The 21,822-nt window shown below is 33.7% G+C and carries 22 protein-coding genes; 11 read left to right on the top strand and 11 right to left on the bottom strand.

The genetic code is table 11. The features are described from left to right. The first annotated feature begins 4 nt into the window (after positions 1 to 4). Positions 5 to 1,861 (top strand): glutamine--fructose-6-phosphate transaminase (isomerizing), encoded by a 1,857-nt coding sequence (gene glmS, locus WHC90_RS07665; protein ID WP_188597890.1) that lies wholly within the window; start codon positions 5 to 7, stop codon positions 1,859 to 1,861. A gap of 76 nt (positions 1,862 to 1,937) precedes the next feature. Here the strand turns inward: glmS and WHC90_RS07660 are convergent, their stop codons facing one another. Continuing rightward, entirely contained in the window at positions 1,938 to 2,519 is a 582-nt protein-coding gene (locus tag WHC90_RS07660) for a MarC family protein (RefSeq protein WP_188597889.1), read from the bottom strand. Positions 2,520 to 2,606: 87 nt separating this feature from the next. On the opposite strand from WHC90_RS07660, the gene WHC90_RS07655 reads away from it, so the two are divergent. Continuing rightward, complete coding sequence (locus WHC90_RS07655) at positions 2,607 to 3,176, top strand: DUF3109 family protein (RefSeq protein WP_188597888.1); 570 nt, start codon at positions 2,607 to 2,609, stop codon at positions 3,174 to 3,176. A 1-nt stretch (position 3,177) separates the two neighbouring features. On the opposite strand, the gene WHC90_RS07650 is transcribed toward WHC90_RS07655, so the two are convergent. The 3 genes from WHC90_RS07650 to WHC90_RS07640 form a co-directional block, all read right to left on the bottom strand. After that, complete coding sequence (locus WHC90_RS07650) at positions 3,178 to 5,007, bottom strand: GNAT family N-acyltransferase (protein WP_188597887.1); 1,830 nt, start codon at positions 5,005 to 5,007, stop codon at positions 3,178 to 3,180. Between the two features lie 66 nt (positions 5,008 to 5,073). Continuing rightward, positions 5,074 to 6,321, bottom strand: coding sequence for an aspartate kinase (locus WHC90_RS07645; RefSeq protein WP_188597886.1), 1,248 nt, complete (start codon positions 6,319 to 6,321; stop codon positions 5,074 to 5,076). Next, entirely contained in the window at positions 6,322 to 6,804 is a 483-nt protein-coding gene (locus tag WHC90_RS07640; protein ID WP_188597885.1) for a GNAT family N-acetyltransferase, read from the bottom strand. It abuts the gene before it with no gap. 60 nt (positions 6,805 to 6,864) lie between these two features. On the opposite strand from WHC90_RS07640, the gene fbp reads away from it, so the two are divergent. Both fbp and WHC90_RS07630 read left to right on the top strand, forming a co-directional pair. Beyond that, positions 6,865 to 7,887, top strand: a complete 1,023-nt coding sequence (fbp, locus tag WHC90_RS07635; protein WP_188597884.1) for a class 1 fructose-bisphosphatase — start codon at positions 6,865 to 6,867, stop codon at positions 7,885 to 7,887. A gap of 117 nt (positions 7,888 to 8,004) precedes the next feature. Then, a complete protein-coding gene (locus tag WHC90_RS07630; RefSeq protein WP_229664886.1) occupies positions 8,005 to 8,613 on the top strand; it encodes a superoxide dismutase in 609 nt (202 codons plus the stop codon). Between the two features lie 62 nt (positions 8,614 to 8,675). Here WHC90_RS07630 and WHC90_RS07625 read toward each other — a convergent pair whose 3' ends face one another. Beyond that, entirely contained in the window at positions 8,676 to 10,574 is a 1,899-nt protein-coding gene (locus tag WHC90_RS07625) for an amidophosphoribosyltransferase (protein WP_188597883.1), read from the bottom strand. A gap of 66 nt (positions 10,575 to 10,640) precedes the next feature. Further along, positions 10,641 to 11,567: a PfkB family carbohydrate kinase gene (locus WHC90_RS07620; RefSeq protein ID WP_188597882.1), complete on the bottom strand. Its 927-nt coding sequence runs from the start codon at positions 11,565 to 11,567 to the stop codon at positions 10,641 to 10,643. A 70-nt stretch (positions 11,568 to 11,637) separates the two neighbouring features. Between WHC90_RS07620 and WHC90_RS07615 the strand changes: the two genes are divergently transcribed. The 6 genes from WHC90_RS07615 (at position 11,638) to WHC90_RS07590 (ending at position 15,951) form a co-directional block, all read left to right on the top strand. Then, positions 11,638 to 12,060 (top strand): SufE family protein, encoded by a 423-nt coding sequence (locus tag WHC90_RS07615; RefSeq protein ID WP_188597881.1) that lies wholly within the window; start codon positions 11,638 to 11,640, stop codon positions 12,058 to 12,060. A gap of 26 nt (positions 12,061 to 12,086) precedes the next feature. Beyond that, the gene (locus tag WHC90_RS07610) at positions 12,087 to 12,407 is read left to right on the top strand and encodes a DUF59 domain-containing protein (RefSeq protein ID WP_188597880.1); all 321 of its coding nucleotides are present in this window, start codon (positions 12,087 to 12,089) and stop codon (positions 12,405 to 12,407) included. A 30-nt stretch (positions 12,408 to 12,437) separates the two neighbouring features. Further along, positions 12,438 to 12,947 carry a DUF2480 family protein gene (locus WHC90_RS07605; RefSeq protein ID WP_188597879.1) on the top strand — a complete coding sequence of 170 codons (510 nt, stop codon included), beginning with the start codon at positions 12,438 to 12,440 and terminating at the stop codon, positions 12,945 to 12,947. A 54-nt stretch (positions 12,948 to 13,001) separates the two neighbouring features. Next, complete coding sequence (locus WHC90_RS07600) at positions 13,002 to 13,862, top strand: DUF3078 domain-containing protein (RefSeq protein WP_188597878.1); 861 nt, start codon at positions 13,002 to 13,004, stop codon at positions 13,860 to 13,862. Positions 13,863 to 13,908: 46 nt separating this feature from the next. Beyond that, the gene (locus WHC90_RS07595) at positions 13,909 to 14,748 is read left to right on the top strand and encodes a DUF3078 domain-containing protein (RefSeq protein ID WP_188597877.1); all 840 of its coding nucleotides are present in this window, start codon (positions 13,909 to 13,911) and stop codon (positions 14,746 to 14,748) included. 117 nt (positions 14,749 to 14,865) lie between these two features. Then, the gene (locus WHC90_RS07590) at positions 14,866 to 15,951 is read left to right on the top strand and encodes a CNNM domain-containing protein (RefSeq protein WP_188597876.1); all 1,086 of its coding nucleotides are present in this window, start codon (positions 14,866 to 14,868) and stop codon (positions 15,949 to 15,951) included. An 89-nt stretch (positions 15,952 to 16,040) separates the two neighbouring features. Here WHC90_RS07590 and hflX read toward each other — a convergent pair whose 3' ends face one another. The 3 genes from hflX to WHC90_RS07575 all read right to left on the bottom strand — a co-directional run bounded on the left by hflX (position 16,041) and on the right by WHC90_RS07575 (position 18,262). After that, positions 16,041 to 17,249, bottom strand: a complete 1,209-nt coding sequence (gene hflX / locus WHC90_RS07585) for a GTPase HflX (RefSeq protein ID WP_188597875.1) — start codon at positions 17,247 to 17,249, stop codon at positions 16,041 to 16,043. A 115-nt stretch (positions 17,250 to 17,364) separates the two neighbouring features. Then, positions 17,365 to 17,703 carry a hypothetical protein gene (locus WHC90_RS07580; RefSeq protein ID WP_188597874.1) on the bottom strand — a complete coding sequence of 113 codons (339 nt, stop codon included), beginning with the start codon at positions 17,701 to 17,703 and terminating at the stop codon, positions 17,365 to 17,367. Positions 17,704 to 18,037: 334 nt separating this feature from the next. Next, positions 18,038 to 18,262 (bottom strand): hypothetical protein, encoded by a 225-nt coding sequence (locus WHC90_RS07575; RefSeq protein WP_188597873.1) that lies wholly within the window; start codon positions 18,260 to 18,262, stop codon positions 18,038 to 18,040. 127 nt (positions 18,263 to 18,389) lie between these two features. Here WHC90_RS07575 and glpQ point away from each other — a divergent pair, with 127 nt between their 5' ends. Next, positions 18,390 to 19,307, top strand: coding sequence for a glycerophosphodiester phosphodiesterase (gene glpQ / locus WHC90_RS07570; protein ID WP_188597872.1), 918 nt, complete (start codon positions 18,390 to 18,392; stop codon positions 19,305 to 19,307). Here the strand turns inward: glpQ and WHC90_RS07565 are convergent. After that, on the bottom strand, positions 19,304 to 21,094 hold the full coding sequence (locus tag WHC90_RS07565) for a chloride channel protein (RefSeq protein WP_188597871.1): 1,791 nt from the start codon (positions 21,092 to 21,094) through the stop codon (positions 19,304 to 19,306). The two genes, glpQ and WHC90_RS07565, sit on opposite strands and share 4 nt — an antisense overlap. Continuing rightward, positions 21,094 to 21,804 carry a DUF6503 family protein gene (locus tag WHC90_RS07560; RefSeq protein ID WP_188597870.1) on the bottom strand — a complete coding sequence of 237 codons (711 nt, stop codon included), beginning with the start codon at positions 21,802 to 21,804 and terminating at the stop codon, positions 21,094 to 21,096. Before WHC90_RS07560 ends, WHC90_RS07565 begins: the two co-directional genes overlap by 1 nt. Positions 21,805 to 21,822: the final 18 nt, after the last annotated feature.

The raw sequence follows: 21,822 nt of genomic DNA, 5'->3' as shown, positions 1-21,822 counted from the left end.
TGCTATGTGCGGAATAACAGGTTATATAGGTTTCAGAGAAGCTTATCCCATAGTTGTAAAAGGCTTAGAACGTCTAGAATATAGAGGCTATGACAGTGCGGGAATCATGATGTTTGATGGTGAAAATATTCAAATTTCAAAAACCAAAGGAAAAGTAGCTGACCTTAAGAAAATTACAGATAGTGAGGAATCTCGAAAAAAGGGAACTATTGGTATAGGTCATACACGTTGGGCAACTCATGGAGTACCGAATGATATAAATTCACATCCACATTCTTCAATGTCTGGTGATTTGGTTATTGTTCATAATGGGATTATAGAAAATTACGATACGCTTAAAAAAGAGCTTATTACAAGAGGTTATGTTTTTCAGAGTGATACCGATACAGAAGTATTGGTCAACCTGATAGAAGAAGTTAAAAAGCAAGAAGGTTGCAAGTTAGGGAAAGCAGTTCAGATTGCTTTAAATCAAGTGATTGGTGCTTATGCAATTGCAGTTTTTGATAAAACGAAACCTAATGAAATTGTGGTTGCTAGACTTGGAAGCCCTATTGCAATCGGAATAGGTAAAGACAATAAAGAGTTTTTTGTTGCTTCTGATGCATCCCCTTTTATAGAATATACCAAAGAAGCCATTTATTTAGAAGATGAAGAAATGGCGATCATCAAGTTGGATAAAGGAATTCGCGTTCGAAAAATAAAAGATGACTCTTTAGTTGTAACCAACATTCAAAAACTTCAATTAAGTCTTGAACAGATTGAAAAAGGAGGATATGAGCATTTTATGCTTAAAGAAATTCACGAGCAGCCTAAAGCGATTATTGATACCTACAGAGGTAGAATGCTAGCTGATCAAGGCATTATTAAAATGGCCGGAGTTGATGATCATTTAGAAAAGTTTTTGAATGCAGATCGAATCATTATTGTAGCTTGTGGAACCTCATGGCATGCAGGATTGGTTGCAGAATATCTTTTTGAAGACATTGCAAGAATCCCTGTTGAGGTAGAATACGCATCAGAGTTTAGATATAGAAACCCTATTATAACAGATAAAGATATTGTTATAGCAATTTCTCAATCTGGAGAAACTGCAGATACTTTGGCAGCTATTAAATTAGCAAAATCGAAAGGAGCCTTTGTTTTTGGAGTTTGTAACGTTGTTGGATCATCTATCGCAAGAGAAACTCATGCAGGTGCCTATACGCACGCAGGACCAGAAATAGGAGTTGCTTCTACAAAAGCATTTACAACTCAAATTACAGTATTGTCTTTAATTGCATTAAAGCTAGGAAAAGCAAAAGGAAAGATATCTAATAGCTTATTTCATTCCCACCTACAGACTTTGCAATTGATTCCAAAAAAAATCGAAGAATTGTTAGCTATAGATGATCAAGTTAAACACATTGCATCTGTTTATAAAAATGCAACCAATTGTTTGTATTTAGGAAGAGGATTTAATTTTCCTGTGGCTCTGGAAGGTGCATTAAAATTAAAAGAAATTTCTTATATCCATGCAGAAGGATACCCTGCTGCCGAAATGAAACACGGACCGATTGCCTTAATTGATGAAAACATGCCAATTATTGTAATTGCTACGAGCAAAGGACATTATGAAAAGGTGGTGAGTAATATCCAAGAAATTAAATCAAGATCTGGAAAAATTATTGCAATTGTTACCCAAGGAGATACCACTGTAAAAGAGATTGCAGATCATACCATTGAAATACCAGAAACAGAAGAAGCATTTACACCATTATTAACAACCATACCGCTTCAATTGTTGTCTTATCATATTGCAGTTTTCTTAGGAAGAAATGTTGATCAGCCAAGAAATTTAGCAAAATCAGTTACTGTAGAATAATTGAGACAGAACTATATACAATAAAAAACCCAGCCTTTTGGCTGGGTTTTTTTTGTGTTTAAGAGTAATTTATGTATTAAAATAATTCTTTGATATTGGTTGCAAATAATTTAACCGCAATTGCTAATAGAATTACTCCGAATACTTTTCGGATAATATTGATTCCATTTTGACCAATCATACGTTCAATTTTTGCAGAAGTTTTTAAGACAATATAAATGACGATTACGTTTAATAATACACCAAGAATAATGTTTTCTATATAAAACTCTGATCGTAATGAAAGTAAGGTCGTTAAACTTCCTGGTCCAGCAATCAAAGGGAAAGCTAAAGGAAATACAGAAGCTGTTATTGGAGAAGAACTCCCATCGTCTTTGTATAAGGTGATTCCTAAGATCATTTCAAGGGCAATAAAAAAGAGTATAAATGAACCCGCTACTGCAAATGAGTTCACATCAACTCCAATTACATTTAGCAAACTCTTCCCTAAAAATAGAAAGACAATCATTAAGACTCCAGCGATAATAGAGGCTTTTTCCGACTGTATATGGCCTACTTTTTTTCGAAGGTCTATGATGATTGGAATATTTCCAATAATGTCTATAACAGCAAATAAAACCATAAAAGCTGTAATTATTTCTTTAATATCAAAATTCATTTCGTAATCTTTAATTTTTGCTGCAAAATTAAGTAACTTAAGTGAGTTCTAAGGGCATAAATTCTAAAATTACTGTATTTTTGCCAAATGTTTCAGTTAGGAAAAACCATAGTTTCGGAAGAAATCATAGAAAAGGATTTTGTATGCAATCTTTCTGCATGTAAAGGTGCCTGTTGTATTGATGGCGATGCAGGCGCACCATTAGAAAAAGAAGAAACCCAAATCTTAGAGGAGATTTACCCAAAAATTAAATCATTCTTGCGGAAAGAAGGTATTGCTGCTATTGAGGAGCAAGGTACTTGGATTACAAGTGACTTTGGAGAACTTGAAACGCCATTAATTAATGGGGCAGATTGTGCATATGTTATTTTTGATAAAAATAATACGGCACTTTGTGCGATAGAGGAAGCATATAATCAAGGAATTGTTGATTGGAAAAAACCTGTTTCTTGCCATTTATATCCAATACGAGTTAAAGATTATAATGAGTTTTCTGCTGTTAATTATAACAAGTGGGAAATTTGTGATGACGCCTGTTCATTAGGTAAAGAATTGCAAGTTCCTGTATACAAATTTGTCAAACAAGCATTGATTAGAAAGTTTGGTGAAGATTGGTATACAGAATTAGAAAAAGTTGCTGAAGCTAAAAAAAAGTAAGCTAAACAGGTTCAGATTTTTCAGGCTGTTGACTTGCTTCGCTGGCTTTTCGTTCTAACTCTGCTTGAAACTCTTCCATGACTGGTTTAACGGTACTATCTGGAATGTCGGATACTCGAATATACATGAGGCCATCGACAGCATTGTTAAACTTTGGGTCAACATTAAAAGCGACTAGTCGAGCGTTTTGTTTTACGTATTTTTTAATCAAGACAGGGATTCTTAGAGCTCCCGGTTCAATTTCATCAATTATTTTATCAAATTTTTGCATATCAGCCTTAGAGGCATCAAATACAAAATCTTTATCATCGTCCTTTAATTTTACCTTATACTCTTTTTTAGGGAAGATATATTGAGCAATATATGGATCGTAATAATGTGATTTCATAAACTCAATCATCAATGATTTTGAAAAGTCAGAAAATTGATTGCTAATACTTACTCCACCCATTAGATACTTATACTGTGGGTATCGCAAGGTTACATGTACGATTCCTTTCCACAATAAAAAGAGTGGCATCGGTTTTTGTTGGTATTCTTTAATGATAAAAGCACGACCCATTTCTATGGTGTTTTCCATCATTGAATAGAGTTCTGGCTCAAACCTAAATAAGGTGTGTATATAAAAACCAGAAATCCCATATTTTTTATAAATATCTTTACCTAGACCCATTCTATAGGCACCTGCTAAGGCATTTGCTTCGCGATCCCAAAGAAGCAAATGGTGATAGTACTTATCAAACTTATCTAAATCAATAGCCTTGTTTGTCCCTTCACCAACATCTCTAAAGGTAATTTCACGTAAGCGTCCAATTTCTTGTAGTAAATTAGGGATCTCTTTTGCAGAAGCAAAATATACTTCATAGTTTTTACTCTCTAACAAGCGCTTGTCATTGTTCCGTAAACCCTCTATTTCTTTGATAAAAGAATCAACACTTTTTTGAGATATAATTTGTTTTGGAGGCTTAGGGATTTTTAAGTTTTGTGTAGACAAAATATTGTTGGCTTTCTTTTCAAAAGGATTTGCCAGCATGTATGTTTTTTTTCTGATAAACTCATAAAAAGAATTAATGTCTTTTAGTTCATTTTGATCGTTTACAGAAATCGGTTTTCCAATTCGGACTTTAATCACTCTGTTTTTTTGTGAGAGCAATTCTGAAGGCAATTTTGCAGTTCTAAAAATATCACTGATTTTAGACAATATGTAAAACATATTGCTATTCTTTGCGTGAAAATAAATTGGTATGATCGGAACGTTTGCTTTTTTTATTAAACGAACAGCTCCTTCTTCCCAAGGTTTGTCTACCATTAATTTTCCATCTCTATAGGTCGATACTTCACCCGCAGGAAAAATGCCTAATGGATAACCTTCTTTAAGGTGTAAAAGTGCATTTTTTATTCCTGTAACACTAGATTTAGCATCCTTGTGATTTTCAAAAGGATTTACTGGCATTACATAGGGTTTTAGCGGCTCTATTCTATGGAGTAAAAAGTTTGCAATAATCTTAAAATCAGATCGTTGCTCTATTAATAGCTTTAAAAGTAGGATGCCATCAATCCCACCTAAAGGATGGTTTGAGATTGTAATAAAAGGACCGGTTTTAGGAATTCTTTTTAAATCTTCTTCTGGAATCTCAAATTCTATTTGGAATTCTTTTAAAATTCCGTCCAAGAATTCTAGATCTGTTTTGTGTTTATGATTGTTGTAGATTTTATTAATTTTTGAAATTCTTAAAATCCGTACCAACAACCACCCAATAAAGGTTCCAATAAAACCATATTTGGAAACCCCTAAAACATTTGCAACTTCTTTGGATGAAACTAGACTCATTCGATTAAAATAGACATAACTACAAACTTACTCTAAAAATGTTAGTTCTCATAATTTAATTTTTATTTAGATCACCAGTTGAGCGGTCTCTCGGCTAATTTGTTTTAAAAGAACCGTTCCCTTTTGTTCAATACTTTCTAGTGATTTTTGATCAAAATGACGTATAGTGTATAAGCTAACATTGTGATTGTATTTTATTTTAAATTTTGGCTGTAATTCTTTGTGAAAAGCAGTAAAATTATCAAAAGTATCCTCCAAGCAAACAGAAAAGCTAAGTGCTGAATTCTGTATCAGGTTTACCTTTAAACTGTATTTGTGAAAATAATTAAAAAGATCACTAATATTTTCTTCAACCATAAAAGAAAAATCATTGGCAGAAATAGAAACTAGGGTTTGATTGGTTTTTACAATATAACAAGGCGTTTTTGGGAGTATTGACACTCCTTTGCTAACTTTAGTACCTCTGGTTTCTAGTAGTTCAAAAGACCGAACCCACAAAGGAATTTTTTTATTTTCTAAAGGCTTTAAGGTTTTAGGATGAATGACAGAAGCTCCATAAAAGGCCATTTCTATCGCTTCTTGATACGATATCTCTTCTAATAAAATAGGATCTATAAACTGTCTAGGATCTGCATTTAAAACACCAACAACATCCTTCCAAATAGTTACACTTTCTGCGTCCAAACAATAGGCGAGAATCCCTGCTGTAAAATCAGAACCCTCTCTACCGAGTGTTGTGGTGGTGTTGTTTGTTTCATCAGCACTAATAAAACCTTGCGTTATGCAAAGTTGACTTGTGTCAATTTTAGAGCTGCAATTTTGTTTGGTTGCTTCCCAATTGACATTGGCATTCCGATAATCTTGGTCAGTTTTAATAATTGTTCTAATGTCTATCCATTGATTCTCTATACCATTTTTTGCTAAAAAAGCACTAATAATTTTTGTAGCAAGCAATTCTCCATAGCAAACAACCTGATCGTAAATAAAATTGTAATCAGTGCTGTTATTTGTTTCTAAAAAACTTTTTAATTGATCAAATAATCCCTCAATTTCAGAAAAAACAGCAGCTTCTTTTTCAAAAAGTTCTGAAACTATTTTTAGATGATAATCTAGAATAAAGGCATAGGCTGCATCAATTTCTTTTTCTGGTATTGTATAGGTAGCTACTAGTTTTTCGAATGCATTGGTCATTTTACCCATTGCTGAGACTACCACCAATGTGTTTTGTACACCTTCGTGTTTGAGAACACGCAGTGTATTTTGAACCCCTAGGGCATCTTTGACTGAAGCACCACCAAATTTAAAAACCCGCATCTAGTTGTTTTTTGTTAGGAATGCTGATAAATTGTCTTCTGTCATATGGACTACCTGCCAGTCTTCTAAAATATCTGCACCGGTACTTTTATAAAAATCTTTTGCTGGAGAATTCCAACTAAGCACATCCCACGATACCCGCTTTGCTTTGTGATCAAAAGCATGTTGTAAAACGGCCTTGTATAAAGCCATTCCAACACCGGTTCCTCTTTTTTCTTTAGTTACAATAAGATCTTCTAAATGAAATATTCTTCCTTTCCAGGTAGAATAGCGCTCATAGAATAAGGTTGCACCAATAATAGTGTCGTTTTCTACAGCAACAAAAGTTTTGAACTTAGGTTGGTCAGAAAACCCATCTCTAATTAAATCTTCTGCTGTTAATTCAACCTCGTTGGGCAGTTTTTCAAAAACGGCTAATTCGTGAATTAATTTCATAACCGATGGCATGTCGGCTATCTGGCCTTCTCTAATAATAAAACTCATAATATTCTTTCTATAAAACAAATTTAAACGATATTTGTACATCTTTTACAATTTTTTGTTATGAATACCAAACACATGACTCTTGGTGAGTTTATCATTGACAATCAACGTTTTTTTAAATATTCTTCTGGAGAGCTTTCTAGGCTGATTAATTCTATTCGATTGGCGGCAAAAGTGGTCAATCACGAGATTAGAAAGGCAGGTCTTGTTGATATTATTGGTGCTGCTGGCGATATCAATATTCAAGGAGAAGCTCAACAAAAACTAGATGTGTTAGCAAATGATTTGTTTAAACAAACCATTATCAACAGAGAGATTGTTTGTGGAATCGCAAGTGAAGAAGAAGATGATTTTGTTATTGTTGAAGGAAAAGACAAGTCAAATGAGAATAAATATGTTTTATTGATGGATCCCTTAGATGGTTCCTCTAATATCGATGTAAACATATCTGTAGGGACTATATTCTCTGTTTACAGAAGAGTTTCTCCTGAAGGAACACCTGTTACTAAAGAAGATTTTTTACAAAAAGGAAGCGAGCAGGTTGCAGCAGGTTATGTTGCCTATGGTACCTCAACCATGTTGGTTTTTACTACTGGAAACGGTGTTGATGGCTTTACTCTAAACCCAGCCATTGGTACTTTTTATTTATCACACCCTAATATTCAAATTCCTGAAGAAGGAAACATATATTCTGTTAACGAAGGAAATTATGTTCATTTTCCAAAAGGCGTTAAAAACTACATTAAGTACTGTCAAGCAGAAGAAGATAACAGACCCTATACCTCACGATATATCGGTTCTTTGGTTACAGATTTCCATAGAAATATGATTAAAGGTGGGATATATATCTATCCAACAAGTTCAATCGGTCCAAAAGGAAAGTTGCGTTTACTGTATGAGTGTAACCCAATGGCCTTTATTGCAGAACAAGCTGGAGGTAAAGCCTCTGATGGATACAAACGTATTTTAGATTTACAACCTACTGAGCTGCACCAAAGGGTGCCATTTTTCTGTGGAAGTACCAAAATGGTAGAAAAAGCAGAAGAATTTATGGCAGATCATCCTGCTGATGCAGATTATTAGCATATAAACTTTCTCAATAGCTATATAAATAATCACTAGGTCTTTAAGTTGTTTTACAAAAAGAAATCTAGTAAATTTGTTAGCATACAATAGTAATTAATTTAAAAAATAAATATTATGGCTTTTCAATTACCAGAATTAGGCTATGCTTATGATGCCTTAGAACCAAATATAGATGCTAGAACTATGGAGATTCACCATGGGAAACACCATCAAGGATATACCAATAATTTAAATGCTGCGATTTCAGGTACAGCATTAGACAATCAATCGATTGAAGAAATTTTGGGGAATTTAGACATGGACAACAAAGCGGTTAGAAATAACGGTGGAGGTTTTTATAACCATTCGTTGTTTTGGTCAGTTATGAACCCAGAAGGCAAAGGATACTTAAGCGGAGAGCTAAGAGATGCTATCGAAGCTGAGTTTGGCTCTGTTGATGCGTTTAAAGACGTATTTTCTAAAGCTGCAGCGACTCAATTTGGCTCAGGATGGGCATGGTTATGTGTTCACAAAGGAGGAAAAGTATCTGTGTGTTCTACACCAAACCAAGACAATCCATTAATGCCAGGTGTAGGTTGTGATGGAACACCAATTTTAGGATTGGATGTTTGGGAGCATGCCTATTATTTAAATTACCAGAACAGAAGACCAGATTATATCAATGCATTTTTTAATGTGATTAACTGGAACGAAGTTGAAAGACGCTACGCAGCTGCAAAATAATTGCAAGTTTGATAAAAAAAAAGCATCCCTAGTGGATGCTTTTTTTATATGAAAATACTTTTTTAATAAGCTCTCTTATCGTTTCCTTCATAAAAATTTATAAAGGCTTCATTAACTACACGATGCCCTCCGTCAGTTGGGTAATCTCCAGTAAAATACCAATCCCCTAAGTTGTCTGGACAAGCTTTATGAAGTCCTTCAACTGATTGAAAAATAACCTCTACATCAGCTACAATTTCTGAAGTTCTTAACATACTAGCGATTTTTTCTGAGACCTCTTCTGTACTAAAAGGGGCATAGATTTCTTTTACATGGTTGATAATTTCAGAATCAGGTTTTTCTCGTTGTGCGATGGCTTTTTGATATACCTGATCTACAATACTATATTGATCAGTATCCTTTAGCAATTCAATAGCTGCTTTAAAAGCAATAAAGTCATTGATTCTAGCCATGTCAATCCCGTAACAATCAGGGTATCTAATTTGTGGGGCCGAAGAAACCACTACAATTTTTTTAGGTTGTAAGCGATCTAATATTTTAATAATACTTTTCTTTAAGGTTGTTCCTCTAACAATACTATCGTCAATAATTACTAAATTATCCGTTGGTTTTACAACTCCATAAGTAATATCATAGACGTGCTCAACTAAATCATCCCTACTACTGTCGTCAGCAATAAAGGTTCTAAGTTTTGCATCTTTAATTGCGATTTTTTCAAAACGAGGACGTTCTGATAAAATTTCGGTAACTCTTTGAGCAGATAATTTTCCGCCACCGGCTAATATTTGTGCTGTTTTTTGTTGGTTTAAAACATCTTCAGCAGCTTCAGTCATCCCGTAAAATGAGGTTTCTGCAGTATTAGGGATATAAGAAAAAACAGTGTTAGAAATATCGTTGTCTATAGATTCTAAAACCTTTGGAAAAACAAATTTTCCAAGATTTTTACGTTCTTCATAGATGGCAGCATCACTTCCTCTAGAAAAGTAAATGCGCTCAAAAGAACAAGATTTTTTAGGTTTTTGATCCAATACAGGAACCACAGCAGTATCTCCACTTTTTTTGACAATTAAAGCATGGCCTCTTTCTAGTTCTTGAACCTTATCAAAATCAACATTAAACACGGTTTGAATTACAGGGCGCTCAGATGCAACCACCACTACTTCATCATCTTGATAAAAATAGGTTGGTCTAATCCCTGAAGGATCTCTTAAAACAAAGGCATCACCGTGACCTAACAAACCAGCCATGGCATAACCTCCATCCCAGTTTTTAGCAGAACGATACAAAACCTTTTGTAAATCTATATGTTCTTCAATAAATGGTGAAGCGTCTTTTTTGCTAAAGCCTTTTTCTTTAGCCCTCAAGTACAAATCTGCAACTTCAGCTTCTAAAAAATGACCGATTTTTTCCATTACAGTTACTGTATCTGTAAACTCTTTAGGATGCTGACCTAGTTCAATCAATTCTTCTAACAATTGATTTGAGTTGGTCATATTAAAGTTTCCAGCAACAATCAAGTTTTGATGTTTCCAATTACTTTGACGTAAAAAAGGGTGAACACTCTCGATGCTGTTTTTTCCGAAGGTACCATAACGAACATGACCTAAAAACAAATTGCCAACATAAGGCATGTTTTCTTCTTGCCAAGCAACATTGTCTTTTTGAGTAGGATTGTTTTCCAGAACACCATTTAAGCGTTCATTAATCTGAGCAAAAACATCTTGAATAGGCTGTGATTTGTTAGATCGGATTCTACTTATGTATCTTGTTCCAGGTTCAACGTTAAATTTTACACTTGCAAAACCTGCACCATCTTGACCTCTGTTGTGCTGTTTTTCCATTAACAAATACATTTTGTTAATTCCATAAAAAGCAGAACCGTATTTGTCTTTATAATATTGTAATGGTTTTAAAAGTCGAACCATTGCAATTCCACATTCATGTTTTAAAGCATCACTCATTTAGTATCAGTTATTTAGTGTCTATGTATGAATAAAAAAATCCGCAGCAAAAAGCGCGGATTTATATTAGTTGATTTCTATATCAAATTGAGTTAATTGTTTAAACGCATGCAAGCGTTTTTGAACTTCCTCTTTTGTGAGTTTTTCCATTCGTTCTGTTCCAAATTTTTCTACACAGAAGGAGGCTAAATTTGAGCCGTAGATAACAGCGTTTTTCATGTTTTCAAAAGAAATGTCTTCTGTCATTGCTAAGAACCCACAAAAACCACCTGCAAAAGTGTCTCCTGCTCCAGTTGGATCAAATACTTCTGCTAAAGGTAATGCTGGTGCAAAAAATATTTTTTCTTCATGAAATAACAAGGCTCCGTGTTCTCCTTTTTTGATTACGACGTATTTTGGACCCATTTCGTGAATTTTTTTAGCAGCATTCACTAAAGAATACTCGCCACTTAATTGTCGAGCTTCTTCATCGTTAATGGTAATAACATCGATTCTTTTTATGACATCGTGTAAATCATTTAAAGCGATGTCCATCCAAAATCCCATGGTATCTAAAACGACTAGCTTTGGTTTCTCAGTCATTTGATCTAAGACAGAAGCTTGGGTTAAAGGATGTAAATTACCTAGCATCACAACTGAGGCATCTTTAAAATCTTCAGGAACAACTGGTTTAAAGTGTTCTAGGACATTAAGCTCAGTGATTAAAGTGTCACGAGAGTTCATGTCGTTATGGTACTTACCACTCCAGAAAAAAGTTTTACCTTCTTTTATTATTTCTACTCCTTGGGTGTCAATCCCCTTAGCGTTCATCATATCTAAATAGGCTTGAGGAAAATCTCCTCCAACCACAGAAACAACACCTGTTTTTATTCCAAATTGTGAAGCGGCTAGGCTAACAAAAGTGCCTGAACCACCTAAAATTTTATCTGTTTTCCCAAAAGGGGTTTCGATGGCATCAAATGCTACTGTACCAACTGCTAATAATTTACTCATTTTAATTTATTTACTGTAATTTTGCACTTTACAAAATCAGTCTTTTAGACTGCAAAAATAAGTTTAAAAAATGACTATCAAAGAAATACAAGAAGAAATTATCGACGAGTTTTCAATGTTTGATGACTGGATGGGGCGATACGAGTATATAATCGACCTTGGAAAATCTTTGCCACTTATTGATTCGGCCTATAAACTGGATGAGAATCTGATAAAAGGCTGTCAATCAAAAGTTTGGTTGCATTCAGAAATGCAAGATGACCAATTAGTCTTTACTGCAGATAGTGATGCAATCTTAACAAAAGGAATTGTGGCCCTATTATTGCGGGTGTTTTCCAATCAAAAAGCTGCTGATATTTTAGCTGCTGATACAGCATTTATCGATGAAATTGGACTTAAAGAACATTTGTCTCCAACAAGAGCAAATGGCTTGGTTTCTATGGTGAAGCAAATAAAAATGTACGCCATCGCTTTTCAAGCAAAAAATCAGTAAAATTTAATTAGTATAATTAAGAAAAAATGACAGACGAAGAAATTCAAGAAATAGGAGATCAAATAGTTCGAGTAGTAAAAACCATTTACGATCCAGAAATTCCTGTTGATATTTATGAGTTAGGGTTGATTTATGACGTGTTTGTAAACGACGAGAAAGAGGCAAAAATATTGATGACATTAACCTCTCCAAATTGTCCAGTTGCAGAATCTTTGCCAAGAGAAGTAGAAGATAAAGTAAAATCATTGCCCAATATTATTGATTGTGAAGTAGAAATTACCTTTGATCCTACGTGGACTCAAGAAATGATGAGTGAAGAAGCCAAGTTAGAATTGGGAATGCTTTAGCTAATTAAACAGGGTTTTAAAAAGTAAATAATGTCAGAAGAAATAATCAATAGAGTAGCCAACAGTAAACTAGTAACTTTAGATCTAGAAGATTTTTATCCTTCTGGAGAGCGCGTTGTTTTTGATATCAAAAAATGGTTATTTGAAGATTTGATTTTAAAAGAATCAGAATTTAGGGACTACATCAATCAGCACGATTGGAAGCAGTATGATCAAAAATATCTTGCTTTAACCTGCAGCTCTGATGCGATTATTCCTTCTTGGGCATATTTGCTAATTAGTACAAAATTGGCAGGGATAGCAAAAAAAACAGTTGTTGGGGATTTAGAGATGTTAGAAACTGTAATTTTTCAAGAAATAATACTTTCTATGGATGTGAATACATTTGCCGGAAAGCCAGTTATTTTAAAGGGTTGCTCAGACAAACCAATCCCTTCTAGTGCATACACATTATTGATAGAGAGGCTGGTACCTGTAGTGGGTAGTTTGCTTTTTGGGGAAGCCTGTTCAACAGTTCCTTTATATAAATTTAAAAAATAAATTTTTTTTTCCTCTAAATCACGTTATTTTTGGGGTTTCATAATTATCACTTTGATGAGAATAATCTTTTTTATTGTATTTTTTTCGATTTGTACTTTAACTTTTTCTCAAGAGAAAAAAGACAGTATTAAAGCTCCGGTTCCAAGCCCATGGAAAGTGACAGGTGTTTTTACTTTTCTATTCAATCAGTCTTCTTTTACAAACTGGTCTTCTGGGGGTGATAATACCATTGCAGGAACCTTTCTTATTAATTATGATTTTAATTATAAAAAGGGAAGCTGGAACTGGGATAACAGGTTGATTACTTCGTATGGATTGAGTAATGTACAAGGGCAAGGAAATAGAAAAACAGGAGATCGATTTGAATACAACTCTTTGTTGGGTAAAAAATCTAATAATAATTGGTTTTTCTCATTTTTCATGAACTTTAAAACACAGTATAGTAGAGGTTTTGATTATAAAAAGACTCCAAAATTACCTATTTCTGATTTTATGGCACCTGGATACTTATCTTTTGGACCCGGGATGTTGTGGAAAAAATCAGATAAAATGACTATCAACATCGCTCCCGCTACTTCAAAATTTACCTTTGTTTCTGATGAGTTTTCTGGAAAATACGGTGTTGAAGAAGGAGAAAACACCAATGTTGGTTTGGGTTTTAACTTATCAGGATATTTTAAATTTTTATTGATTGAAAATGTAACCATGGAAAACATTTTATCCATGTATTCTGATTATTTAAACAAGCCAGGAAATGTTGATATTGATTACCAAATGAATTATTTAATCAATGTGAATAAATACATGAACATGCGAGTAGCGCTTCATATGCTAATAGATGACAATGCATCAAGTAAAGTCCAAATTAAAGAAATTTTTGGTTTGGGTGTTACCTATACCTTCCACAAAAAATAAACCGCAAACTCGGTTTACTATTTATTAATCAACAAAAAAGTTAAAAATGAGAAATACTATTTTAGCAGTACTATGTTTTGTAAGTATTGCAGTAACAGCACAAGAAACAAAGGATGACAATAAGGGGCCTTGGGAAAAATCAGGAACCTTTACCTTTTTACTAAGTCAATCTTCTTTTTCTAACTGGGTAGCCGGAGGAAATAATACAGTCTCTGGAAACGTAGGTTTGAATTATGATTTTAATTACCAAAAAAACGGCATTACTTGGGATAATAAATTAATGATGCAGTACGGAATCAACAGTGTCAAAGGAGAAGAATCTAAAAAAACGGATGATATGATCCAGTTTAATTCTTTGGTTGGGAAAAAAGCCAAAGGTTACTGGTCTTACTCATTCTTCTTAAATATCAAGACTCAATTTACTGATGGATTTGATTATTCTAAAACACCTAAATTAAAAACTTCAGGATTTTTTGCACCTGCATATTTTAGTTTTGGACCAGGTATGTTGTGGAAAAAATCAAACAATTTTAATTTCAACTTAGCTCCATTAACTTCTAAAATTACTGTTGTTTCTGATGAGTTTTCAGGACAATACGGTACTGATTTAGGAAGTACTACTCGTTATGAATTAGGTTTTAATGCTTCGTTGTTTCACAAAACAGCATTGATGGAAAATGTGGTTATGCAAAATATTGTAAATGTGTATTCAAACTATTTAGACAAGCCGGGTAATATTGACATACAATATCAATTAATGTTTGATATGCAAATTAATAAGTATTTGTCTACCAATTTAAACTTTCATACCATAGTTGATGATAATGCATCAAGTAAGGTTCAGTTTAAAGAAGTATTTGGCTTAGGAGTTAATTACAAGTTTTAAGACAAACAAAATTCAAATAAAAAAGGCAGCATTCGCTGTCTTTTTTATTTTTATTGATGGTTCCTAAATTTTAAAAGAATCTTTTTTTTTTGTACTTTAATCAACTAAATATTAGACATGACTCTTTTAATAGTATTTGCATTACTTTCTATTTTAATTTCCTTTTTTTGCTCAATTTTAGAAGCAGTTTTACTGAGTGTTACTCCGACATTTGTTCGAGTTAAAAAATCAGAAAACAAACCATTTGCTCACAAATTAGAGCGGTTAAAAAACGATGTCGACAAGCCGCTTATTGCAATCCTAACCTTAAATACTATTGCGCATACTGTAGGTGCAATTTTGGTTGGTGTTCAGGCAGAAAAACTACCTTATAAGTTTGAATTATTAGGATTCAATATAGTTGGAATCGTGTCTGCAATCATGACAGTGTTAATTTTGATTCTTTCAGAAATCATTCCCAAAACAATTGGTGCTACACATTGGAAAAAATTATCAAGTTTTAGCACCAATGTATTAGAGGCACTGCTATTTGTTTTTAAATGGACAGGAGTTTTGTGGTTTTTACAACTGTTTACAAAGCTTTTTGGCAAACCAGCGCATACATCTGTTTTAAGTAGAGAAACTTTTTCTGCAATGACAGATATAGCAGAGCAAGAAGGTGTTTTTGTAGCATCAGAAAGTAAGGTTATTAAAAACTTACTCAATTTTAAGGAGGTTTTGGTGAAGGATATTATGACACCGAGAACTGTTTTAAAATCAACAGATGAAACCCAAACCATTCAAGACTTTTTTGATAACAATCCCAATTTGCGCTTTTCAAGAGTTCCTTTGTATGAAGGCAACGCTGATCATATAACAGGCTATTTCTTAAAGAATCAATTGTTAGAATCAATTATAAATGGTAACGGTGACAAACAGTTAAAAGAAATAAGGAGAACCATTTTAGTGACCCAGCGAGATTTGCCTATTCCAGACCTCTTTGGACAACTGATAGAGCAAAGAGAGCACATTGCTTTGGTAGTTGATGAATATGGTTCTGTAAGTGGTTTGGTTACACAAGAAGATATGATTGAAACCTTACTTGGCTTAGAAATTATGGATGAAAGCGATACTATTGAAGACCTACAAGTACTTGCAAGAAAAAGCTGGGAAAGAAGAGCCAAGCGTTTGGGTATTATCGATGATTTTGATATAAAAAGCTAGTACCAAAAAGACTATTTAACCACAAGGGTCAAGCAGTTACTTAATAAGCTTGGTATTTTAGTTTTTTGTCAAGTACAATTGTAAATACCTTATTCTTCGGTGTACTCGTCGTACAAGAAATTATTATAAGGAAAGCGCTCGATGTGAATTTTGCGAACTTCCTCGTAAGTGATTTCTTTTAAAGTGTCTAAATTTTCTTTACTCAGTGCTGAGATAAAGACACTGATCACCTCTAGCTTTTTCATCCAAGTTTTTTCCCAATCCTCAAGTGTATAGTGTTCTTTGGTCTTTTCTGCAATCAAGTCATCCTCATCAATCCTTTTGTGAGTATAGCTGTCAATTTTATTAAAAACCATGATAGTAGGCTTGTCTGCACTGTCTATTTCATCTAAAATAGTATTTACAGAGGCAATATGATCTTCAAAATTTGGATGTGAAATATCTACAACGTGCAACAATAAATCAGCTTCTCTAACTTCATCTAGGGTTGATTTAAAAGATTCTACCAACTGAGTTGGAAGTTTTCTGATAAATCCTACGGTATCAGAGAGTAAAAAAGGAATGTTTTTTACCACCACTTTCCGAACAGTAGTATCTAAGGTTGCAAACAATTTGTTTTCTGCAAAAACATCACTTTTACTAATGGCATTCATTAAGGTAGATTTTCCAACATTGGTATATCCAACAAGCGCCACACGAACCATTTTCCCTCTGTTTTTTCGTTGAATAGCCATCTGTTTATCTATGGTAGTCAACTTCTTTTTTAGGATGTTTATTTTATCTCTAACAATTCTACGGTCTGTTTCTATTTCTGTTTCTCCAGGTCCACGCATCCCAATACCCCCTTTTTGCTTATCTAAGTGAGTCCAAAGTCTTGTTAAACGAGGTAATAAATATTCACATTGGGCTAACTCTACCTGAGTCTTTGCCGAACTTGTTTGTGCTCTTTGCGCAAAAATATCTAAGATTAAGTTGGTTCTATCTAAAATCTTACAATCCAATACCTTTTCTATATTACGCATCTGTGCAGGAGACAACTCATCATCAAAGATAGCAGTACCAATATCATGACTTTCAATATAAGCCTTAACTTCTTCTAATTTACCCGTTCCCAAAAATGTCTTTGGATGTGGTTTTTCTAATTTTTGAACAAAACGCTTTACAGGAACCCCTCCTGCAGTTTCGGTTAAAAATTGCAATTCATCCAAATATTCTTTGGATTGAATCTCATCTTGATATTGAGAAATGATTCCGATTAATACGGCTTTCTCAGAAGTAACTTTTTGTTCGTCGATCATAGACTGCAAAGATACGAAGATTTAAAAATTTTTGGCACAAAAAAAACTCCAATCCCCTTGGGTTGAAGTTTTAACTGCTAATTTTAAGAAAGCAATAAGACCTTTGGCTTACAACTTAGTTTTTTACAATTTTTAAAGGCATCTTAAATGTCTTCATGATACTCAATTCTTTGATACTTAATTTCTTGTAGTTTAATTGTTTTTTGATAAAACCAACGACAGTTTGGTTTTCTGAGTCTACAGATAAAATAACCAATTCACCTTGTCTATTGATTAAAAATGAAATTTCTGCTTTTACAAAGCTTTCAGAAATTTTTAATTGGTGTTGGCCCAGTAATTTTACAATTTCAGATCTCAACTGTTCTTTACCAGTTAGATTTGGTTGTTCATTGTTTGCAAATACGGTTGTTACGCTTAGTGTTAATACCAATACTACTGCAATTACTTTTTTCATTTTTTTACGAATTTAAAAACTGTTAATAGTTGTTTTATTATACAGTGTAAAAATAGTCTTCAACTCTACATCTTTTGGTAATTTATAGATTAACAAAACGTATTTTATGGGTTACAATACTCCTAAATCTAGAGAAATTAACAAGTAGTTCATATTGATGAATTATCAATAAACTGTAGTTTTTGTAGATTATTATTTAATAAAAAAGATAAGTAGATAGCATGTACTGAAAGAATCCCAATTTAATAAGCGATTTTTTTAGATTGCCGTGTTAAGATAAGGTATATACAGGGATAAAATTTAAAGAAGAATGTTAGTGTTTTGCAATAAAAAATTACTCTTTCCAGGCTTTTATTTTTTCATCATCCAATATGTATTTTTTATATTTTCCATCTTTATATCGATGATAAATAAAAACAGGCATTACTATAAAGGACAAATACAAGACACCCAATCCCATAACAATTTCTGCTTTTGGGTGTTCTGTTTTAATCAGGTAGGCGCCGGTAGACATCCATACAACAAAAACGATAAACATTATTTTTAACAGTAATTTCATGCGAATTAACTTTTGGGTAAAAAACAAAATTACAAAAAGTTAAGCCTTTTAATTGCTTAATTTTGAAAGAATGAAGTATGGAATTTTATCCCTATTTTTATAGGGGTCTGTTAGCCTTTAGAAACCTATGAAAAACAAACTTGTCATTGCCCACAGAGGCGCTTCGGGATATTTGCCAGAACACACGTTAGAAAGTAAAAAAATGGCTTTTAGCATGAATGCTGATTTTATTGAACAAGACATTGTGTTAAGCAAAGATGATGTTCCGGTAGTAATCCATGACATTTATTTAGATGATGTCACAGACGTAGCCCAAAAGTTTCCAGAAAGACAGCGAAAAGACGGTCGGTTTTATGTGATTGATTTTACTATGAAAGAACTAGAAACTCTTCAGGTTTCAGAGCGGTTTAATCCGAAAACGCATCAGCAGGTATATCCTGGGCGCTATCCAATGAGGCAAGGAAAGTTTAAACTGCATTCTTTGGATAAAGAAATAGCCTTGATCCAACAACTCAATAAAGAAACAGGAAAAAATATTGGCATCTATCCAGAAATTAAAGAGCCTGCATTTCATCAGAAAGAAGGAAAAGACTTAACCGCAATTGTATTAAAGGTTTTAAGTAATTATGGATATACTCAAAAATCAGATCGCTGTATTTTACAGTGCTTTGATGCCAAGGAGTTGCAACGTATAAAAACAGAACTTCATTCTAATTTATATTTGGTACAATTAATAGAACATCCAGAAGAGGCAAAACAGTTGGCCCATTTTGCCAGCTATGCTGATGCAATTGGACCTTGGTACAAACAAATTGTCACCGGAAAAAAAGACGGAAAATGGATTTTTAGCAACTTGGTTACAGAGGCACATGGCTTGGGACTTCAAGTACATGCATATACATTTAGAGCAGATGATTTAGGTGAGTTTTCTACTTTTAATGAAATGCTCCAAACTGTATTAATAGATGCAGATATTGATGGCGCTTTTACTGATTTTCCAGATAAAGTAGTGCAATTTTTAGAAGAAAGATCAAAAGAATCTTAACCAGTCACTTCTATTAACTTGTTGCGATAAGCTGTTAAAAGTTTAGATTTTGAAATAAATCCATAGTATTCCCCATCTTTAATGACTGGCAAATTCCAAGCTCCACTCTCTTGAAATTTTTTCATAATAGAGGTCATTTTATCCTTGCCAATTTCTATAATAGCTGGTGGTTTATGCATGACTTCTTTTGCTAAGACTGATTCGTATAGACTTTGATCAAACATGATGGAACGAATATCATCTAATAAAATGATACCCAATAGTTTTCCTTCATCTTTACTGACTACCGGAAAAATATTCCGATTTGATTTGACCACAGCATCTCGTACCAGCTCACCCAAATTCATTTCAGGATACACTTTTACAAAACGATCCTCTATAACCTTGTCAATATCCATTAAGGTTAATACAGCATGATCTTTATTATGTGTAATCAGTTCACCTTTTCTACCCAATTCCATTGCATAAACAGAATGAGGGTGCGCATATTTGGTAATAGAATATGAGATGGCTGCCGTAATCATTAGCGGAATAAACAATTCATAACCTCCGGTAACCTCAGCAATTAAAAAGATGGCTGTAAGTGGGGCGTGCAATACACCTGCCATTAAGCCTGCCATTCCTACAAGGGTAAAATTGCTTTCAGATACAGAATTTTGAAAGAGGCCAACATTGTTGATTATCTTGGCAATACAGTTTCCCATGAGGCTTCCCATAAAAAGCGTAGGTGCAAAAATTCCTCCAACACCACCAGCACCAAAAGTAAGTGCGCTGGCGATGATTTTAAAGAAAACCAAGCCCGCTAAGAGTGCAATTACAATCCAAACATTGCTTAAGTCTAAATTTAAAAAGTTGTTCTGCAAACTGGTTTCTGGATTACCAGCGATTAAATTATTAATGGTATCAAAACCCTCACCGTATAAAGGTGGAATAAAATACACCAAGATTCCTAAGCCAATCCCTCCAATTAACAATCGTTTTACTGGAGATTTAAATCGGTCAAAAAATTTCTGAACCCGATCATAAACTTCTGTAAAATAAATAGAGGTTAAACCAGCAACAACTCCTAGAACTATATAAAAAGGGACATCTTTAATACTAAAAACATCTTCTATTTTAAAAGGCAGTAACACGTCAGATCCAAAGAAAAAATACGAGGTAATAATTGCCGATAATGAGGCTAATAAAAGAGGAAGCATAGAAGCGATGGTTAGATCAAGACTAAATACTTCAATGGCAAAAATAATGGCAGCAATAGGCGCTTTAAAGATAGATGATAAGGCACCGGCAGCCGCACAACCAATCAAGAGCGTTCTTGTGGCTTGGTTTAAATGAAAAAACCGCGCTACATTAGAGCTGATTGCAGACCCTGTGGCAACCGTAGGTCCTTCTAATCCAACAGACCCTCCAAAACCGATGGTTATCGGAGCCGTTAAAATAGACCCAATCATTTGATAACGTTTCATAATTCCCTTGCGCTTGGAGATGGCGTATAGGGTAGATGGGATTCCATGACTGACCTTGTCTCTAATCACATATTTGATAATCAAATAGACAATCGCAAGCCCAATAATTGGAAAAACAAAATAAAAGGCTTGATGATAATACTGTACTAGTTTTCCCTCTAGTAGATGTTGAAAAAAATGAGTTAAATTCTTTAAAATAACTGCAGCAACACCAGATAAAAAACCAACAAGAATGCTCAATAAGTAAACAAACTGACGATCAGAAATATGCTTATATCTCCAAATATGTATTTTAGTAAGTATGTCTTTTGTTTTTGACATTAATTAGCTGCTTTCAAAATATCAGTACCCAAATGTTTCTCCTCTTTATTTGTAAACCAAGCTCTGTTTTTGGGTAATTTTAATCCGTTAATAGTTTCTTCTTTGCTGAGCAAAATATACTCTCCGTCATTTTTAGTCTCATCATGAAAAAACTGGTAGATTTCCATGGCAAAGGTTTTTGGGTCGAAATAAAAATACCAAGTATCTTTTCCAACCTCTTTTGTATAGGTCACTTTTAAGACTACATACTCTTTTCCTTTAAAGGTCTTCTTTATTGTTTTTTGATGAATAATTGTCCCCTTATCTTTGAGCTTCATTGGCAAGCCGTATAGATAGGTGTAGTAGTTTTTGTACATTTTTGCACGATCTTCACTCAGTCCGTATTTTTTTGAAATCTCTTCGGATGGATTTTTTTCACCGTTAAAAACAATGTCTATTCGGTCTTTTTTAAGGATGTATTCTGAGGTGTTTTTACCACTTTTTGCTTTTACCGAAAAAAATTGATCGGGCAAGTCAATATGTATTTCACTTTCTCTTTTTTGACTGTTTGGCGTTTCCATGGTTACCAATAAAGTACCTTTAAAGGTACTCCAACTTCCATTAGGGTCGTGATACTGGATTGCTTTCTCTAGTAATTGATTTCCAGTGAGTTCTTGAGAAAAAGAGCTTATTGTAAAAAAGAATGCCGCTAAAATTAGTAGATTTTTCATAATATTAAAAGTACTAAA

It is taken from the genome of Polaribacter pacificus (assembly GCF_038024035.1).
Taxonomy (GTDB): Bacteria; Bacteroidota; Bacteroidia; order Flavobacteriales; family Flavobacteriaceae; genus Polaribacter; species Polaribacter pacificus.
This window is presented reverse-complemented; position numbering and strand designations above follow the sequence as displayed.

Coding starts and splice junctions, on each gene's coding strand:
- glmS (WP_188597890.1), top strand. CDS start 5: ATGTGCGGAATAACAGGTTATATAGGTTTCAGAGAAGCTTATCCCATA.
- WHC90_RS07660 (WP_188597889.1), bottom strand. CDS start 2,519: ATGAATTTTGATATTAAAGAAATAATTACAGCTTTTATGGTTTTATTT.
- WHC90_RS07655 (WP_188597888.1), top strand. CDS start 2,607: ATGTTTCAGTTAGGAAAAACCATAGTTTCGGAAGAAATCATAGAAAAG.
- WHC90_RS07650 (WP_188597887.1), bottom strand. CDS start 5,007: ATGAGTCTAGTTTCATCCAAAGAAGTTGCAAATGTTTTAGGGGTTTCC.
- WHC90_RS07645 (WP_188597886.1), bottom strand. CDS start 6,321: ATGCGGGTTTTTAAATTTGGTGGTGCTTCAGTCAAAGATGCCCTAGGG.
- WHC90_RS07640 (WP_188597885.1), bottom strand. CDS start 6,804: ATGAGTTTTATTATTAGAGAAGGCCAGATAGCCGACATGCCATCGGTT.
- fbp (WP_188597884.1), top strand. CDS start 6,865: ATGAATACCAAACACATGACTCTTGGTGAGTTTATCATTGACAATCAA.
- WHC90_RS07630 (WP_229664886.1), top strand. CDS start 8,005: ATGGCTTTTCAATTACCAGAATTAGGCTATGCTTATGATGCCTTAGAA.
- WHC90_RS07625 (WP_188597883.1), bottom strand. CDS start 10,574: ATGAGTGATGCTTTAAAACATGAATGTGGAATTGCAATGGTTCGACTT.
- WHC90_RS07620 (WP_188597882.1), bottom strand. CDS start 11,567: ATGAGTAAATTATTAGCAGTTGGTACAGTAGCATTTGATGCCATCGAA.
- WHC90_RS07615 (WP_188597881.1), top strand. CDS start 11,638: ATGACTATCAAAGAAATACAAGAAGAAATTATCGACGAGTTTTCAATG.
- WHC90_RS07610 (WP_188597880.1), top strand. CDS start 12,087: ATGACAGACGAAGAAATTCAAGAAATAGGAGATCAAATAGTTCGAGTA.
- WHC90_RS07605 (WP_188597879.1), top strand. CDS start 12,438: ATGTCAGAAGAAATAATCAATAGAGTAGCCAACAGTAAACTAGTAACT.
- WHC90_RS07600 (WP_188597878.1), top strand. CDS start 13,002: ATGAGAATAATCTTTTTTATTGTATTTTTTTCGATTTGTACTTTAACT.
- WHC90_RS07595 (WP_188597877.1), top strand. CDS start 13,909: ATGAGAAATACTATTTTAGCAGTACTATGTTTTGTAAGTATTGCAGTA.
- WHC90_RS07590 (WP_188597876.1), top strand. CDS start 14,866: ATGACTCTTTTAATAGTATTTGCATTACTTTCTATTTTAATTTCCTTT.
- hflX (WP_188597875.1), bottom strand. CDS start 17,249: ATGATCGACGAACAAAAAGTTACTTCTGAGAAAGCCGTATTAATCGGA.
- WHC90_RS07580 (WP_188597874.1), bottom strand. CDS start 17,703: ATGAAAAAAGTAATTGCAGTAGTATTGGTATTAACACTAAGCGTAACA.
- WHC90_RS07575 (WP_188597873.1), bottom strand. CDS start 18,262: ATGAAATTACTGTTAAAAATAATGTTTATCGTTTTTGTTGTATGGATG.
- glpQ (WP_188597872.1), top strand. CDS start 18,390: ATGAAAAACAAACTTGTCATTGCCCACAGAGGCGCTTCGGGATATTTG.
- WHC90_RS07565 (WP_188597871.1), bottom strand. CDS start 21,094: ATGTCAAAAACAAAAGACATACTTACTAAAATACATATTTGGAGATAT.
- WHC90_RS07560 (WP_188597870.1), bottom strand. CDS start 21,804: ATGAAAAATCTACTAATTTTAGCGGCATTCTTTTTTACAATAAGCTCT.